General features: G+C 69.8%; 15 protein-coding genes. 3 read left to right on the top strand and 12 right to left on the bottom strand.

What is annotated here, in order from left to right; all coding sequences use genetic code 11:
• Window positions 1-66: 66 nt before the first annotated feature.
• From ACFY16_RS41625 to ACFY16_RS41585, 9 genes are all read right to left on the bottom strand, one after another.
• On the bottom strand, window positions 67-2790 hold the full coding sequence (locus ACFY16_RS41625) for an ATP-binding protein (RefSeq protein WP_390652443.1): 2724 nt from the start codon (window positions 2788-2790) through the stop codon (window positions 67-69).
• A gap of 534 nt (window positions 2791-3324) precedes the next feature.
• Window positions 3325-3474 carry an alpha/beta hydrolase fold domain-containing protein gene (locus tag ACFY16_RS41620; RefSeq protein WP_390652442.1) on the bottom strand — a complete coding sequence of 50 codons (150 nt, stop codon included), beginning with the start codon at window positions 3472-3474 and terminating at the stop codon, window positions 3325-3327.
• 286 nt (window positions 3475-3760) lie between these two features.
• A complete protein-coding gene (locus tag ACFY16_RS41615) occupies window positions 3761-4594 on the bottom strand; it encodes an alpha/beta fold hydrolase (RefSeq protein WP_390652441.1) in 834 nt (277 codons plus the stop codon).
• 28 nt (window positions 4595-4622) lie between these two features.
• Entirely contained in the window at window positions 4623-5384 is a 762-nt protein-coding gene (locus tag ACFY16_RS41610; protein ID WP_390652440.1) for a YoaK family protein, read from the bottom strand.
• Between the two features lie 287 nt (window positions 5385-5671).
• Entirely contained in the window at window positions 5672-6487 is an 816-nt protein-coding gene (locus ACFY16_RS41605; protein WP_390652460.1) for an alpha/beta fold hydrolase, read from the bottom strand.
• A gap of 108 nt (window positions 6488-6595) precedes the next feature.
• On the bottom strand, window positions 6596-7075 hold the full coding sequence (locus tag ACFY16_RS41600) for a cupin domain-containing protein (RefSeq protein WP_390652439.1): 480 nt from the start codon (window positions 7073-7075) through the stop codon (window positions 6596-6598).
• Window positions 7076-7089: 14 nt separating this feature from the next.
• Complete coding sequence (locus ACFY16_RS41595; protein ID WP_390652438.1) at window positions 7090-8079, bottom strand: alpha/beta fold hydrolase; 990 nt, start codon at window positions 8077-8079, stop codon at window positions 7090-7092.
• Between the two features lie 71 nt (window positions 8080-8150).
• Complete coding sequence (locus ACFY16_RS41590; RefSeq protein WP_390652437.1) at window positions 8151-8978, bottom strand: SDR family NAD(P)-dependent oxidoreductase; 828 nt, start codon at window positions 8976-8978, stop codon at window positions 8151-8153.
• Window positions 8975-9784 (bottom strand): alpha/beta hydrolase, encoded by an 810-nt coding sequence (locus ACFY16_RS41585; RefSeq protein ID WP_390652436.1) that lies wholly within the window; start codon window positions 9782-9784, stop codon window positions 8975-8977. The genes ACFY16_RS41590 and ACFY16_RS41585 overlap by 4 nt, the downstream gene beginning before the upstream one ends.
• Before the next feature lie 36 nt (window positions 9785-9820).
• Between ACFY16_RS41585 and ACFY16_RS41580 the strand changes: the two genes are divergently transcribed.
• Both ACFY16_RS41580 and ACFY16_RS41575 read left to right on the top strand, forming a co-directional pair.
• Window positions 9821-10222 carry an HD domain-containing protein gene (locus ACFY16_RS41580; RefSeq protein WP_390652435.1) on the top strand — a complete coding sequence of 134 codons (402 nt, stop codon included), beginning with the start codon at window positions 9821-9823 and terminating at the stop codon, window positions 10220-10222.
• 388 nt (window positions 10223-10610) lie between these two features.
• A complete protein-coding gene (locus tag ACFY16_RS41575; protein ID WP_390652434.1) occupies window positions 10611-11822 on the top strand; it encodes a serine hydrolase domain-containing protein in 1212 nt (403 codons plus the stop codon).
• On the opposite strand, the gene ACFY16_RS41570 is transcribed toward ACFY16_RS41575, so the two are convergent.
• From ACFY16_RS41570 to ACFY16_RS41560, 3 genes are all read right to left on the bottom strand, one after another.
• Entirely contained in the window at window positions 11753-12616 is an 864-nt protein-coding gene (locus ACFY16_RS41570) for an IS701 family transposase (protein ID WP_390652433.1), read from the bottom strand. The two genes, ACFY16_RS41575 and ACFY16_RS41570, sit on opposite strands and share 70 nt — an antisense overlap.
• 203 nt (window positions 12617-12819) lie before the next feature.
• Window positions 12820-13470, bottom strand: coding sequence for a DJ-1/PfpI family protein (locus ACFY16_RS41565; RefSeq protein ID WP_390652432.1), 651 nt, complete (start codon window positions 13468-13470; stop codon window positions 12820-12822).
• A 33-nt stretch (window positions 13471-13503) separates the two neighbouring features.
• Complete coding sequence (locus ACFY16_RS41560; protein WP_390652431.1) at window positions 13504-14472, bottom strand: GlxA family transcriptional regulator; 969 nt, start codon at window positions 14470-14472, stop codon at window positions 13504-13506.
• A gap of 1175 nt (window positions 14473-15647) precedes the next feature.
• On the opposite strand from ACFY16_RS41560, the gene ACFY16_RS41555 reads away from it, so the two are divergent.
• The coding region (locus ACFY16_RS41555) for a DUF6233 domain-containing protein (RefSeq protein ID WP_390652430.1) at window positions 15648-15944 on the top strand (297 nt) is incomplete at its 3' end.

Raw genomic sequence — 15944 nt, 5'->3', positions numbered from 1 at the left:
CCGCCCAGGTCAGAGGCTAGACACGCCGCAACAGGCCGAGCGAGCGTCACATGACGGTGGACAGTCTCAGCGCAAATCGCCGACCACTGTCCGCAGCTCGGCACGGGAGACGACGCCGAGTCTGGGGAAGATCCGGTGCAGGTGGGAGCTGACAGTCCGGTGCGAAAGATAGAGCCGCTGGCCGATCTCCCGGTTGGTCAGCCCCTCGGCGGCCAGCTGCACTATCTGCAGCTCGTGCGGAGTCAGCTGGTCGCGAGCGTCCGGATCGCGGCGGCGACTGGTCTCGCCGGCTGCGCGTAGTTCGCGGCGGGCCTTCTCGCCCCACGGGATCGCGCCCAGCCCGTCGAACATGTCCCGTGCGGTACGAAGGTGGTCCCGCGATTCCACGGACCGGCGCCGACGTCGGAGCCACTCCCCCAAGGCCAGGTGGGTTCGGGCCCGGATCAGGGGCCAAGCGGCCAGGTCGGCCCGCAACGCCGCGTCGAACAACGACTCGGCCGCGTCATCGTCGTCGGCCAGGAGCGCGCGAGCCAGGCGCAGCTCGGCGTGCAGCACCGGCGCCGGGGTCACGGCAGCGATGTCTTCGAGCTCCGCCACGATCGGCACGACGCTTTCCGCACGCCCGCAGTGCGTCGCCGCGTCGACGAGATCGCCGACCGCCGTGAGGCGCAGCGCGACCTGGAATGCGGGGTCAGCGGGATCGTGTACCCGCCGGAAGTGGCCCAGCGCCTCCTCGAACCGTCCCGCGGCCAGGGCGGCTGTCCCACGGGCGATCAGCGCGATCGCCAGCACGGGACGCGCTCCCGCGGGCAGGCCTATCTCCTCGGCCTCCTCGGCGAGCCGCAGAGCGTCGTCGACATCGCCGCGCAGCGCCGCGAGCTTCGCACCGATGGCGGTCATCAGGGCGTACATCATCGTCTGGGTCGTCTCGCGGGCCAGACGGCGTGACTCCTCCGTGGCCGAGATGGCCGCGCCGAGGTCGCCGACGACGATGTCGGACCAGGCCTGTGCGCCGGCCGTGCGGGCCAGCAGGCCCAGGCGACCTTGAGCCCGCAGACCGATGCTTCCGGACGCGGCGAAGGCGCGCGCGGCGTCGAAGCCGCCGGCCAGCAGCGTGGCGGTGCTCAGCATCCGGTAGGCGCGGCCGTCGTCGCCGTCGTTCGGCGTCATGTCCCGGATCCCGTTCAGGACGAACGCCCCCCGCTCGACCGGCGCCGCGTAGGCACAGATGGCCAGCCGCCAGGGATCGAGGTCGTCCAGCACCATGCGCTCGACCGCGTCCAGAACCCGGCGTCGCGCCTCCGGGCCGGGCTCGGACCAGAAGCACAACTGCGCGGCGCTCCACAGGATCCGCAGCGCCAGGGCCCGGTCATCCGCCGCGACACTCTCGGCCAGCGCCGTCAGCGAGACCGTGGAGCCGGGATGGCCGCCCAGCCCCTCGGCGAAGCTGCCGCGGAGCCAGACCACGGTGGCGTGCTGACGCGGTGACAATGTCATGGTCTGCGCTCGGTCGAGCAAGCGGTTCACGGACTCCGGCCGCCCGAGCTCGACGGCATAGTCGGCGGCGCGCAGCAGGCGTTCGGTGCGGCGGGCGGTTTCGCCGCTGAGCTCCGCCGCGTGTTCGAGGGCTGTGACGGCCTCCGCGATGGCCCCGCGGCGTGCGGCGCGGAGCGCGGTGTCTTCCAGTGCCTGGGCGACGGTCTCGTCCGCGGTCGAGGTCGCCGCGGCCCGGTGCCGCACCTGACGGTCGGGATGGTCGTCGAGCACCGAGGCGAGGGCGGCGTGCGCGGCCTGCAACTCGGCCGTGGGCATCGTCTGCTGGATTGCCGAGCGCATCAGCGGATGCCCGAAGCGCAGTTCGACCCCGGCGACCGAGACCAGCCGAGCACGCAGCGCCGGTTCGAGCTCGGCGATCCCCATGGCATCACCGGCCAGGACCCGCGCCGCGGCGAAGATCTCGGTGAGCGACGAACCGTCGTCGAGGGCTGCGACCCTCAGGATGGTCCGCGTGGTCGCCGGCAGCGTCGCCAGCCGGTCGGTGAACGCGCGCTCCAGGCGTTCGGTGAGCGGCAGGCGCGTCTCGTCCGGGTCGGCGGCCTTGCCGAGGGTGCCGGACAACTCGGTCAGGGCCAGGGGGTTCCCGGCCGCCGCCGCGAGCAGTCTGCGGCGCGCGGCCGGCCGCAGGCCGGGGGCCCGGGTGGCCAGCAGCGCCGCGGCGTCGTCGTCGGACAGCGGTTCGAGCGGAACGGTGGTGAGTTCGTCGGGGTTCAGCCGCGACCGGTAGCCGTCCCGCGCGGCGCCGACCATGACGACCGGCTCCGAGCCGACCCGGCGCGCCATGAAGGCCAGGACGCTGACCGTCGCGTCATCGAGCCACTGCACGTCGTCGGTGAGGATCAGGACCGGCGCGGTCGCGGCGACGTCGGCTATGAGGTCGAGCACGGCGAGGCCCACCATGAAGACGTCGGGCACCTCGGCCTCGGCATGGCCGAGTGCGGCCGACAGTGCGAGCCGGTGCGGCGCGCTGCCTTCCCTCTGCGCGAGACCCAGCGGTCGCAACAGCTGGTGGAGGCCGCCGAAGGGGATGTCGTTCTCGGCCTCGACACCCACCGCGCGCAGCACCCGGAATCCCAGGGACTCGGCCAGTATCCCGGTCGCGGCGAGCAACGAGGTCTTGCCGATGCCCGGTGCACCGCGGACCAGGACCGCCGCCCCGCGACTGCCCGCTTCGGACAGGACGCCACGCAGCAATCCGAGTTGTGCTTCCCGGCCGACGAGATCCACATTCATCCCTTCGACCGGCCGCTCGGGCCCGTGCCCCCTGGAAGGAAAGGATACTGCGGCACGGTGTTCGGGTCCGTCGGATACGCATTCCGGGCGCGGACGCTGGATCGGTGACCGGACCATGCGCTGACGAAGGTTCACCAGCACAGCCGACACGGCGTGGCGCCGCAGCACGATGGGGCGCGCTCGCACGACCCGGCGCCCGCGGATCGTGCCGGGGCTGTGGCCGGACGGCCGGGAGCGCGGGTGGCCTCGACCGTGTCGGCGACGCCGGGCCAGGCGGGTCGCGACGGGGCGGTAATCGGCCTCTTCGAGCCTCTCGATCCAGCTCTGCCGGCTGGACGGATGTTTCCACGGACCGTGGATGAGGACGACGGGGCGAGCGGGGTGGGCATGTCTGGCTCCGGCGAGGTGTGCTCCATCAGCGCGAGGCCCTGCGCAGGCGCCTATAAGGGGAAGCCGTCGGCAGCGCGTCGTGCAGGGCGCTGTGGAGGGTGTCGGAGGCCAGGGCGATGGCCGACGCGGCGGCCTGGGAGCCGCTCAGGGGTCGAGCATGACGAAGTAGTGGATGACTCCGAGGTAACGGACGGCGGTGACCAGCACACCGGCCGCCCGGAGTCCGGCCGCGTACGCCTCGCCCTCGTCGCGCACCACGTCCGCGCGCGGTGATGACGGCGAACCGGGAGTCACAAGGGCGCCTCTGTCGTGGAGCTGTCCGAGGCCACGGACATCAGGCGGTCCAGCAACTACCCCTACGGCACCAAGGAGGCGCCGCCGCACAGCTCCACCGGCGCCTGCATCGCCCCGGGTGCCTGCTGGAGCAGGCAGCGCCGGCCTGCGGCCCCGAGGGCGGCCGACCCGCGCGACCTGGTCGAGCGCCGGTGGTCCGGTCTCGGTGCAGACCACCGGTGGGACGCTTCGCGAGGGCCTGCACCGAATCACGGTCCAGGCCCTCGGTGGTGGCCGAGCCGGGCGACTACTTGGCCAGGAAGGCCAGCAGCGCGGCGTTGACCTCCTCAGCGTGCGTCCACAGCAGGCCGTGCGGGGCGCCCTCGATCTCGACGTACTCGGCCGAGGGCAGCAGTGCGTGGAAGGGCCGGCCGGTGGAGTCGACCGGCAGAATCCGGTCGGCCGTGCCGTGCAGGATCAGTGTCGGTACGTCGATCTTGGCGACGTCGGCGCGGAAGTCGGTGATCCAGGTGGGCACGCAGGCCACCGACGCGTACGCCGATGCGCCCGCCGCCACGTTCCAGCTGGCCCGCACGGCCTCTTCGCTGATCCGGCTGCCGAGCGTCTCGTCGAGGTTGTAGAACGCCTCGTAGAAGCCGGTGAAGTAGGCGTAGCGGTCCTTCGTGACCGCCTCCAGGATGCCGTCGAAGACGGACTGGTCGACGCCGCCCGGGTTGTCGTCGGTCTTGACCAGGAAGGGTTCGAGGGAGGCCAGGAAGGCAGCCTTGGCGACGCGCTGCGAGCCGTACGTACCCAGGTAACGGCCGACTTCCCCTGTGCCCATGGAGAACCCGACGAGGACCGCGTCGGTGAGGTCCAGCTCGGTCAGCACCGTGTTGAGATCGGCGGCGAAACTGTCGTAGTCGTAGCCCGTGGTCGGCTGCGACGACCGGCCGAAGCCGCGCCGGTCGTAGGTGATGACCCGGTGGCCGGCGTCGAGCAGGGCCGGGAGCTGCTTCTCCCACGAGTGGCCGTCCAGCGGGTAGCCGTGGATCAGCACGACGGGCTGCCCGCTCCCATGGTCCTCGTAGTAGAGCTCGATGTCGGTGGAGTTCTCCTGGCCGACGGTGATGTACGGCATGTCGGTTTCCCTTCGTGGGCTTGGTGGATCAGCGCGTGGTGACGGCGCCGGGTCGGTGAGGTGGACGGCGTACGGGCGCCGTGGGTGATGGTCGGAGCGGTCGCGGCCCGGTCAGCCCCAGCTCTCGGCGGTGTCGCGCCGTCGCAGCCGGTCGGCCGTCACCGCGCACACCGCGTGAACGGCCGCGGCGGCCCACAGCGGAGCCGCGATCCGGCCGTGGCCGTAGCAGCAGACCGCCGACCAGCGCCCCCGTCATCATCGATAGGATCGACGCGAGGCGCCGCAGCCGCACCTGGTTCGAGGTCCGGTCCGCGAACAGTCCCGCGGTCGTCAGGGTGAGAACTGTCGTGGTCAGGTCGGGGACTGCCAGTCGGCGGACCACGGCGTTCTGCGCGCCCATCGCGACGGCCAGCGGTGCGACCATGGCCTGCTGTGTGCGCCGCCGCGTCGGATCGGCGAAGGCGGCCAGACCGGCCGTCACGGCGACCGGCATGCACTGGGCCCCGCACGTGGCGGCCAGCAGCCGGCCGCGGTGGGTCTTGCGAGCGCTGCCGTAGCGTCCGCCGATGAACGCGCCGGCCCCGAAGCAGCCGACCGCCAGAAGCGTCGCGCTCCAGGAGACGCCGCCGACTCCGACGACCGCGAATCCGAAGAAGACGACGTTGCCCGCCATGTTCGCGACGAAGACATGGCCCAGCGTCAGATAGCTGACGGCGTCGACCAGGCCGGTCCCGATGGTCAGGGCGAGGAGCAGGCCCGGCAGAGGACCGTGGTCGCGGGAGTCGGTCATCTCTGTCGCTGCCGATCGGTGGCGTGCCCGTTGCGGGACCTGTGCGGACCGGGTCGGACAGGGCTGGCATGCTCATTCCTTTCGCGGATCGGCTGGACCGTGTACATGAAGCGGCCCCACCGGTGCATCGCGGACGGGTGTGGCTCGAGATGAGTGGCGCTCAAGCGTTCTACCGGCGGCTCCTTGATCGACTCGGACTGGCGGGGGCCGAATCACCGCTGTTCGGCTTGGTCGAGGTCAAGGGGCATCACTCAACTGAAGCCACATTCATCGCGGATGATGCCGGGTCAGGAGGTGGCGCGGGCGGCGGCCTCGATGACGTGCGCGGTGGCGTCGGGATGCGACACGAGAACCGCGTGCGAGGCGCCGCGGATCACTTCGGTGTGGGAACCCGCACGAAGCGCCATGGCCTGCTCAGCAGCCGGTGGGATGGCGCGGTCGGCGCCTGCGACCAGGAACCAGGAGGGAATGGTCTTCCATGCCGGCGTGCTGCTGGGTTCCGCGAACGCGGCCAGCGCCGCCGGCCGTTGCCCGGCGGCCATCAGCCGGGCCTTGCCGGCCGGCACGTCGGCGGCGAATACCTGCCGGAAATCGGCGGGGTTGACGTAGGCGTCCTGACCGCCCGGGAACGGCCGGACCGTCAGCGCCGGCGAGAGCTGGCTGCCCGGGTATTTTGCGAGGATCGCCAGGGCGGACTCGCCCTGATCGGGAGCGAACGCGGCGATGTACACGAGCGCCTTGACGTTGGGGTGGCCCACCGCGGCGTCGCTGATGACGGCGCCGCCGTAGGAATGGCCGACCAGGACGACCGGCCCGGGAATGGTGTCCACGACACTGGACACGTAGGCCGAGTCGCCGGCCAGGCCACGGAGCGGGTTCGCGACGCCGATCACGGGGTACCCCTGGCGCTCGAGCCGCGATATCACCGCGTCCCAGCTCGACGAGTCCGCGAACGCACCGTGGACCAGGACCACGGTCGGCCTTGGTGTGCTCGGTGTGGCCAACGCCGTCGCGGTGTGCGCGGCGGACGCCGAGCCGGCGGGCGTGGCGGCTGACAGTGCCGGGACCGCGAGCAGCGTCCCGACCACCATCGCCGAAAGCATCAGCTTTCTGCGGCGTTGCCCGCCCTCGCGGAATCGGGCGGGTTCGATGCCTGTCATGACTACTCCCTCCATCTCATCGTATTTCCTGCTCTTTCAGAGCGATCTGACTCACAAGGACGGCGGCGGTCCGGTGACGCGCAGGTGGAAGGCCTCGGCGGAGGCCACGACCGCCGCGATGTCGAACTCCGGCGGCAGGTCCCCGGCCTCGGCCACCGGGGTGCCGTTGGCCCTGAAGTACTCCTCGATGCAGGCCGGGCTGAACAGCACCGCCATCCGCGCCCCCTCGGGCGAGCGCACCAGATAGCTGTGCGGAACCCCGCGCGGCCCGTACGCGACCTGACCGGGCACCAGGTCGTGGCGCTGGTCACCGACGAAGAACGTCACCTCGCCGTCGAGGACGAACCAGACCTCCTCCTCGTCCTCGTGGACGTGGTGCGGGGGTGCGTGGCCGGCCGGGTCGGCGAACTCCATCAGGCTGAGCCGATTGTCGGTCGCGGCGCCAGGAAGCAGGATCCTGGCCTGGCCGCCGAGGAACCAGAAGGGTTCGCGCTCGGCCGTCGGGCCGAAGGTGGGGAAGAACCGGGTCATTTCCGCTCCTGACGTCATCGTCGGCCGCCCAGGAAGTGCAGCAGCATGTCGGTCATCTCTTTCGGGTGCTCTTCGTAGATCCAGTGGCCGGAGTCGGCGACGACAGCCGGGGTGACGTGGGTGGCGTAGTGGCGCACCTGCTTCGCGACCGACGAACCGAGGCTGCCCTCGGCGCCTATCGCGAGGACAGGCATGGTCAAGGGCTTCTTCTGGAACCGCGCGTTGTCAGCGATGTCCTGCGGGAACGTCCTGAACCACGCGAAGCTCGCCTCCAGGTGTGCGTAGTCGCGCAGGTAGGAGGCGAAGACCTGCAGGTCGTCCGGGGTCAGGGCGTCCTTGTGCACCGCGATGCCTCGCATGAAGCCCGACGTCCAGTCCAGCTCGCGGCCCCGGATCAGCGTCTCCGGGAGGCCGGTCTGCAAGGAGAAGAAGCCGAAGTTCCACACCCCGGGTCCCTGGGCCGTCAGGGCCGGGAACTTGTAGATGCCCTGGTCCGGGATCGGAGCCTCGCTGAGTACGAGTTTCCTGACGCTGTGCGGGTACTGCGCGGCGTAGGAGTAGGCGACCATCGTGCCGATGTCGTGGCCGACGACATTCACGTCCTTGTCCTTGCCGAGCGACACCAGGAGCGCGTGCAGCTTGGCGGCCATGGTCTTCTTGTCGTAGCCGGACGCCGGGGCGTCGCTGTGGCCCGCGCCGGGCAGGTCCGGGGCGATGACGGTGTAGTGCTTGGCGAGCTCGGGCATGATGCCGCGCCACTCGTACCAGGTCTGGGGGTAGCCGTGGATCAGGACCAGCGTCGGGCCGTGGCCGCCGATCACGTAGTTGATGCCCAACCCGGCGACCTGGGTCTTGTGTTCGCTGAAGCCAGCGGGCATCTGCTCGCCGGACGACGGCGCCGACTTGTCGGAGGCCGAGGCCGTGAGGGTGGTCGAGCCGAGGCCGACGGCCAGGGCGAAGACCGCGGCCACCAGGCGGCGGGATCTGGGCAGGCGGAATCTCACTGTTCTCTCCCAAGGATGCGAGGGGAAGCGAGGCGCGGCGGGCTCGATGCCCGCCGTGCCGTGACGGCCGGTCAGAGGGATTCGACGAGGCCACCGTCGATGACGAAGTCGGCGCCGGTGATGTTCGCCGCCCGAGGACCGGCGAGGTAGAGCACGAGATCGGCGACCTCGGACGGCCGGGTGAAGCGGCCGGTCACCGACTGGTCCGCCGCGCCGCGGGCCACCTCCCGGGGGTCGACGCCCCGGGACTGGCCGACCGTGGCGGCGACACCGCCAGCGCCCTGCCACAGCGCCGTCTCCACCGGGCCGGGGCCGATGGTGTTCACCCGCACGCCGCGTGGCCCCACCTCCTTGGACAGGGCCTTGCAGAAGTTGGTCAGCGCTGCCTTCGCCGCGCCGTAGTCGATGACCAGCGGGTCCGGCAGCCGGGCGTTGACCGAGGAGACGGTGACGATACGGCCCGCGCCGGTGGCGAGCAGGTGCGGCAGGGCGGCCCGGGTGGTGCGGACGGCGGCCATGAAGTTGACCGTGAACGTCCACTCCCAGTCCTCGTCCGTCACGCCCAGGAAGCCGTCGACCCGCGGCCGCACCGCCCCGACGTTGTTCACCAGGACGTCGACACCGCCATGGACCGCAACGGCCTCGGCGACCAGCGCGGCCGGACCGTCGGGCGTCGCGAGGTCGACCTCCACGACGGTGAGTTCGGCACCCTTCTTCACGTGCTCGTCGAGGGCTTCGGTGCGTTCCCTCGATCCCGCGACGACGCGGGAGCCGGCTGCGAGGAAGGCCTCGACGACGGCCAGCCCGATGCCGCGCCCGGCGCCGGTGACCACGACGGTCCGACCGGCGACGCCCGCATCGGCACCGGACGTTCCGGCGGTCTGGGGAGGGGAGTTCATCGCCCGGCCTCCAGGCTCTGCTGCCGCAGCCAGGTGAGAACGGTGTCCGCGACCTCGCGCCAGCCGCCGTCGATCGTCAGGGAGTGCCCGCGGTCGGGGAAGTTGATGATGTCGGTGACGGCCTCGGAGTGCCTGTACTGCTTGAGGGTGGCCCGGGTGACGACCTCGGGCACCGTGTGATCCTTGCCGCCGGAGATGAGCAGCAGCGGGCCGCGTCCGCTGTTCTTCGTGTCGACCTTCGCCGGCGAGTGGGGGTTGAAGTTGGCGGATGCGGCCTCGTACAGCGGCTTGCCCGGCGCGGGGATGGTCCAGCGCTCGTACAGGGCTGTCGATTCCTCCTCCGCAATGGCGTTGCCGAATGCGAACCGGAACTGCTCTGCGGTCAGGGAGACCGAACGGTGTTTGTTGGCCGGGTTCTTGAAGACCGGAAGCGTCGCCTTCAGTGCGGACAGCGGCAGGGGCAGAACGCCCTTGATCTGTGCGGCGTCGATGGCGACTGCCGCGGCGGCGCGGTCCTGGCCGAGCAGCTTCTGCGCGATCATCCCACCGAACGAGTGACCGATCACGATGGGCCGCACAGGCAGGGCCTCGATCAGGGCCGCGTAGTGCTCGACGACGTCGTCGATGCCGTGGCCGGCGATGCTCTCGGGGTTCTGGCGCGCATCCTCGACCGTGTCGGGGTCGCCGGGCCACCCGGGCGCGGACGGGTCGTAGCCCTCGTCGCGGAACAGATCGGTCCACGGCTGCCAGGAGGTGCTGTGCAGCCAGAGTCCGTGGATGAAGACCACGGGGAGGGGGACGGTCATGGCTGGGCCTCTCTTGTGTGGGTGTCCTGACCCGGCATGTGCACACGAAACTGGGAACCCCGGTGCTTCGCACCGGGGAGACACCCCAGTGGTTCAGGGGTGGACCAGCGGGCGCGAGAGGTCGCCGCAGCCGACGAACTCTTCCGTCTGCTTCCGGCGGACCAGGCTGTACGCATGCGGGCTCTGTGGGACGAGTTCGAGGAACGTCGCACCCCTGAAGCCAGGTTCGCCAAGGCCATGGACCGGCTGCAGCCGCTGCTTCTCAATTCGATGGCGCGCGGTGGCATATGGCGTACTCCCGGTGTCACCGCTGATGATGTCCGGGCCCGTAAGGCAGTGATCGGGGACGCGTCCGCCTCGCTGTGGAAGGCGGGGTGGCGCCTCATCGACGAGGGTGAGATCCGCGGTTGGTCGAGGAGCGCGGAACCCGAGGTGTGACGATCACGACAGGGTCCACTGCGAGTAGGTCCGGCGAGGACGCGGCGAAGGACTTCCCGAGCACGGCGGCTGCCTGCCGCTGGCCTGCCGGAACGTCGAGCTGACCGTCGAGAACACACAAGCATGGCAGCGCGCACTCGCTCGGATCGAGCGTCGTCTCACAGGTCGCCCGCTGCTGCTTCACCGGCGCGAGCGTCGGGCCGAGATCACTGAGTTCCTGGTCAGCAATTCATCGATCGTTACCGGGGGTTATCCCCACCGCCGTTCCGGATGATCGCCCCATCGCACCGGCCGGCACCGCTCGGGCATCGTGAACTGGCGACGAGGGGGCGGGGTGTGAAGAGCCCTCCGCAGCAGCGATCTTGTTACGACGACGGAGGATGGACACGTGATCAAGTACAAGCGTGCACTGGGTGGGGCACTCACGCTGGCCGTGGCAGTCGGTGTGATGGGAGGCGGCCTGCCGGGTAACGCCGCCATCGCGGCGACCATGGCCGAAAGCACCACCGCGCAGTCCACCCACACTGCCGACGACGCTCAGCTGCGTGCGCTCATGCACCGGTTGACCACCGCGGACGGTGTGCCCGGAGCACTCGTCGCGACGCGAGACGGACACGGCAGCGCGGTGCTGACCAGCGGCGTCGCGGACGTGGACAGCCAGGCGCCGGTGCGCGGCGACAGCAGGTTCCGGATCGGCAGCATGACCAAGCCCTTCGTGGCCACGGTCGTGCTCGAGCTGGTGGGAGAGCACCGCGTCGATCTCGACGCCCCGGTGGAGCGCTACCTGCCCGGCGTCGTCCGCGGCCACGGAAACGACGGCCGGGTGATCACGGTCCGTATGCTCCTCCAGCACACCAGCGGCCTGCCCGACTACCTCGACCACCTCAACCAGCAGGACATCCTGAAGGACCCGCTGGCCCACCACGACACCCGCGACCTGGTGAACCTTGCGCTCGCCCACCCGCCGACCTTTGAGAAGCCCGGTGCGAAGCCCGGCTCCGAGTGGCACTACTCCAACACCAACTACCTGTTGGCGGGCATGCTCATCGAGAAGGTGACCGGACATTCGTACGGCGAGGAGATCGGCCGGCGCATCATCGAGCCGCTCGGTCTGCACGATACGTCCGTGCCGGGCGATGCCACGTCGATCCCCGGACCGTACCCGCGCGGGTACGTACGCCCAGGCAAGGACGCGCCGCTCATGGACATCACGGCATTCAACCCCTCCGTCGCGGGCGCGTCCGGCGAGATGATCTCCAGCAGCACCGACCTCAACCGCTTCCTGGATGCCCTCGTTCGCGGCAAGCTGCTGCGACCGGCCCAGCTCAAGGCGATGATGAAGACACGGTCGACCGGCAGTGACGACGGCCGGGAGTACGGCCTGGGCCTGGAGAGCAGGCCGCTGCCCTGCGGCGGTCTCTACTGGGGCCACGGCGGCGACGTCTTCGGCTACCAGACCGCGGGCGGCGCCACGGCCGACGGCAGGCAGGCCACGGTCATGACGAACGTCGACCCGGGTGGAGCGGACGCTCAGGACGACGACATGGAAGCCGCCGTCCAGACGGGGCTGTGCGAGGGGCGACCCGCACACTCCCAGTAGCGGTTCGGCGCCGCTTTCACCGCCTTCGCCATCCCTGTCGTCCTCCTTGGCCGGGTACGCGGCGTCGTCACGGCTGACGGCCAGGGCGGCCACCGAGAAGGGCTTGTCACAGTAGCGGGGCTGCGGCCTGCGGCCGTTTCCGGACCAGGGCGGGGTAATGGGCTGCGCGTCATGGGGTGAACGGTTATGTCCGAACGGACGGCCACCACGGAGTTGATGCCCCTGCCGGTCAGGCCGTCCCGGAAGTCGGCGTTCTGCCCGTAGCCGGCGTCGGCCACCACGACCGGCGGCACCAGTCCCCACCCCGCCAGCTCGTCCAGCTCGTCCAGGGCCAGCCGCCACTTCTCCCGGTGTCCGAACCCATCGGGCACCTGGCAGCGAGGCCGGCGTTCGGCATCACTGTCCCATTCCTTGGGCAGGAACAGCTGCCACTGCAGCGGGACGGAGGCGGTATCAGTGACCGCGTGCACGCTGACCGCGACCTGACAGTTCGCCTGCTTTCCCAGGGCCCCGCAGTACTGGTGGGCGAAGGCGACCGACATCCTGCCGTCCTTGGGAAACGACACGTCGTCGACCGCCCAGGCAGTCGGGCCGATCAACGGCACCATCCGCTGGGCGATCCGCCGCCGCACCAGCACCCGATCCCAGGTCGACTGGTTCACGAACTGCTGCAGGTTCTGTTCATTGCCGTCCGGCAGTCGCGAGGCCATGGCCTGGAAGAACTTGCGGCGACCGTCCATCATCAGTCCCCGCAGGTAGCAGTCGCTTTTGCCCCGCTGGTCCTTCCGTGGCACCGAAGAGAACACATCAGCTACGAATAACGCCAACTTCGCCCGAACACGGTTCACTTCATATGCGTCCGCACACCCGCCATGCCGCTGAACACGACCGACAGGAAGACCTAACGGAGTCCTACTAGCGCTATCCGCTGTGCCGTCGGCCCTCGCGTCGACCGCGGACCTGAGCGTTACGCAGTGCTACACGCCACTTGCCGTAGCTATACGGACGCGGGCCTGGCCGTGCGGCGCGGGCGTGCCGCTAGGTAGTTCTTCGCTTCCTGGGACGCCTTGGCATACGAGCCGGAGTCGAAGGGCGGTTGAGGGTCGTACTCGATGGCGAGTTGGAACGCCTCGGCGGCTACCCGTCCGGCGATGAGTTCAGCAAGCCGCAGTGCCATGTCGATGCCCGAGGAAACCCCGGCGGCGGTGACAATGCCGCCGGGCTGCTCCACGACGCGGCGCTCTGTGTAGGTGGCGCCGTACGACTCCAGTGTGTCGACGGCCCCCCAGTGAGTGGTGGCCTCCAGCCCGTCGAGCAGGCCAGCTGCGCCGAGCAGCAAAGAACCGGTGCACACCGACGTGGTCCACGTGGTGGTGGCGTGGATACGACGGATCCAGCCGAGCAGCGACTCGTCGGCGAGGCTGCGGCGCGCGCCCGGACCACCGGGCACCACCAGGACGTCGGCTTCCACGACGTCCTGGAAGGAGGCCGTGGCGAGGAGGAGGAGATGGCCCTCGCCGTCCGTGCAAGGGCCTGGAGCGTTGGCGGCGAAGACGACGTCGGATTCCGGCAGCATGCGAAGGACCTCGTACGGGCCGACAACGTCGAGCGCGGTGAATCCGTCAAAGAGCGGAATGACGATACGCATAAGTGTGCCTTTCGGAGGTGGCCACCGCCGGCGTCAGACAGAGGTGGTGTGCGCGGAGAAATGCTTGCGGTACTCGCCGGGGGTGACCTGGAGCGTCCGCTTGAAACTGCGGTGCAGGGTCTCGACGGTTCCGAAGCCGCAGGCGTGCGCCACCGATTCCAGGGTGGCGGAGGTGGTCTCCAGGAGCCGTCTTGCGGCCTCGATACGGGCGCTCTCGACGTACGCGGCGGGGGTGTGGCCGGTCTCCGCACGGAAGACGCGGGTGAAGTTTCGTTCGCTCATCGCGGCACGTGCCGCGAGGGCGGGCACGCCAAGGTCGCAGTCGGGGTGGTCGGCGATCCAATCGAGGATGTCGCGCAACGGCGCCCGCTCCGGGCGCTGGGCGGCGAGCTGGGCGCTGAATTGCGCCTGCCCTCCGGGACGTTGGACGAACATCACCATCTGGCGGGCGATAGCGCGGGAAATCTCGGGTCCGTGGTCGTCTTCGGTCATGGCGAGCGCGAGGTCCATGCCCGCAGTGATACCGGCCGAGGTCCACACCTCACCGTCGCGGACGAAGATCGGGTCGGGGTCGACCCTGACCTGCGGATACTGCTCGGCGAGCTGGTCGCAGCGCGACCAGTGAGTGACAGCGCGCCGCCCGTCGAGGAGCCCGGCGGCGCCCAGCAGGAAGGCGCCGCTGCACACTGAGGCAGTACGGCGCGCACGGTGGGCGGTCCGGGCGAACCAGTCGACGAAGCGTCCGTCCTCGCAAGCCCGGTGGATACCCCTGCCGCCCACGGCGACGAGCGTGTCCACCGGCCCGGCAATCTCATTGATCGTCAGGGTGGGGGAGACCGCGAGACCGCCGCTGGAGGGCACCGGACCGGGCGTGGCAGCCACAGTTTCGAGGACGACGCCTCCGGTGAGACGTCCCGCCTGTGTGAATACCTCATGAGGTCCGGCCAGGTCGAGGATCTGGAAATCCGGAAAGACGGCGAAGACGATGCGTCGGATGCTCACCCATCCATCGTGGTCACATCCTCCAATGGCAGCAAGGACACGGATATGACGATTCCCGCCACTGCCTGGCGGCCAGGGCGGGGGTGCGCTCTCCCCGTGGCTTGGTCAGCTTTCACCACTCACGAACGGGACCAGGCCGACGACGGCGCGGCCCCGTCGTCGAAGTCCACCATGTCCCGCAGATCGAGCCTCCCGGGGGCCAGCACCAGTCACCTATCGGCGTGCCGGTGGCGTACAGGTGCAGGACCGTGTGGCCGACGCCCCCGTCGTCGAAGTCGGCGCGCTCGGCTGTGCACAGCCACCGGCCCGTGCGTAGGGGGCCTCGCCTCTGTCTCCCTTCCGGCCGCGCTCAGCATCAAGCGGCCTGACCAAGGCCGGTAGCGGTCAGGTCCTGCTCGCGCAGCGGACTGAAGTCGACATGGAGCTTCGGGTCGTAGTCGTCGGGCTGGATGCCGAGTCCTGGCGCACATCTCGCCGTACCTGACCGAACACATCAACCGGGCGTTGGTAGTCAGGCGAGTCTCCGGTCTGCTCGGGGAGATCGACGTCCAGGCCGTTGTGGCGGTGCTGCCACTCAACATCCGTGAGGCAGGAGCGTTGACCGGCCACGGAGCCGAAGGCCTCGTCGACGGACCCAGAACGTATCTGATCGACAGGTGCGCTGTTGGTAGGTGCCCAGGGGTGGTCATGATCCAGCGCACGATTCGGCGGAGCTTCGGTGCCGGGCCGCAGTGCGGGAGGAGGCGCTGGCGGTTGCCTCGGTCTGGGGCTATGGGGCTTCTTGAAGGGGCGGAAGTAGCGGCGGACGCACTGGATGCATACGGGTCGACTCCACAAGAGCATCCCAGTCGGAAGCGAGCGAGTGCTCTTCTACTCTGCGGGCCCTCACCACATATGCCTCCAGCCAGCGCTGGTGCTTCTCGTCAAGGGTCTCTGCCTGACCGCGTCCCACGATTCCCCTCACATCAAAATCCCCTCCAGCATGACGCGCCTTCCCATACACATCCATCCAGTTCGCCGGGCTGAGCTGCGTACAGGAAGGGGGTGCAGTTGGCCGGGAAGCTTGCCCGGGTCAGGCTCGGCACGAGACCCAGCGGCCTGGCTTCTGCGCGGGCACAGCCAGGTCCTGCTCCCGGCGTTCGCTGCGCGAGGCAAAACGACGCCGGGGTGAGGCGATGCGGCCACCTCCGCCTGACTGGCTGATCCAGCACGTGCTCAACCGTGCGAACGTCGACGCCGTGCACACCGGCGAGTGCTGGGCAGCGACCAAGAGCGGCCGGTGCCGTCCGGTGACACGGCAGCAGGCGCTGGAGGCACTGCGAGTGCAGGTGCCCGCGAGGTCCACTGCCGAGCGGACACCGCCCTCGGCATCCTCGACTAGGGCGTGTATCGAAAGTGGATCTCGAGGTGAGATGATCTTGCTTCGTGGCACGTGGAGATCTGACGGATGCGCAGTGGGCCCGCATGGACCC

The organism is Streptomyces sp. NPDC001315, assembly GCF_042896175.1.
Taxonomy (GTDB): Bacteria; Actinomycetota; Actinomycetes; order Streptomycetales; family Streptomycetaceae; genus Streptomyces.
Note: the sequence above shows the minus strand (reverse complement) of the source record. Positions and strands in the feature narration are given on the sequence as shown.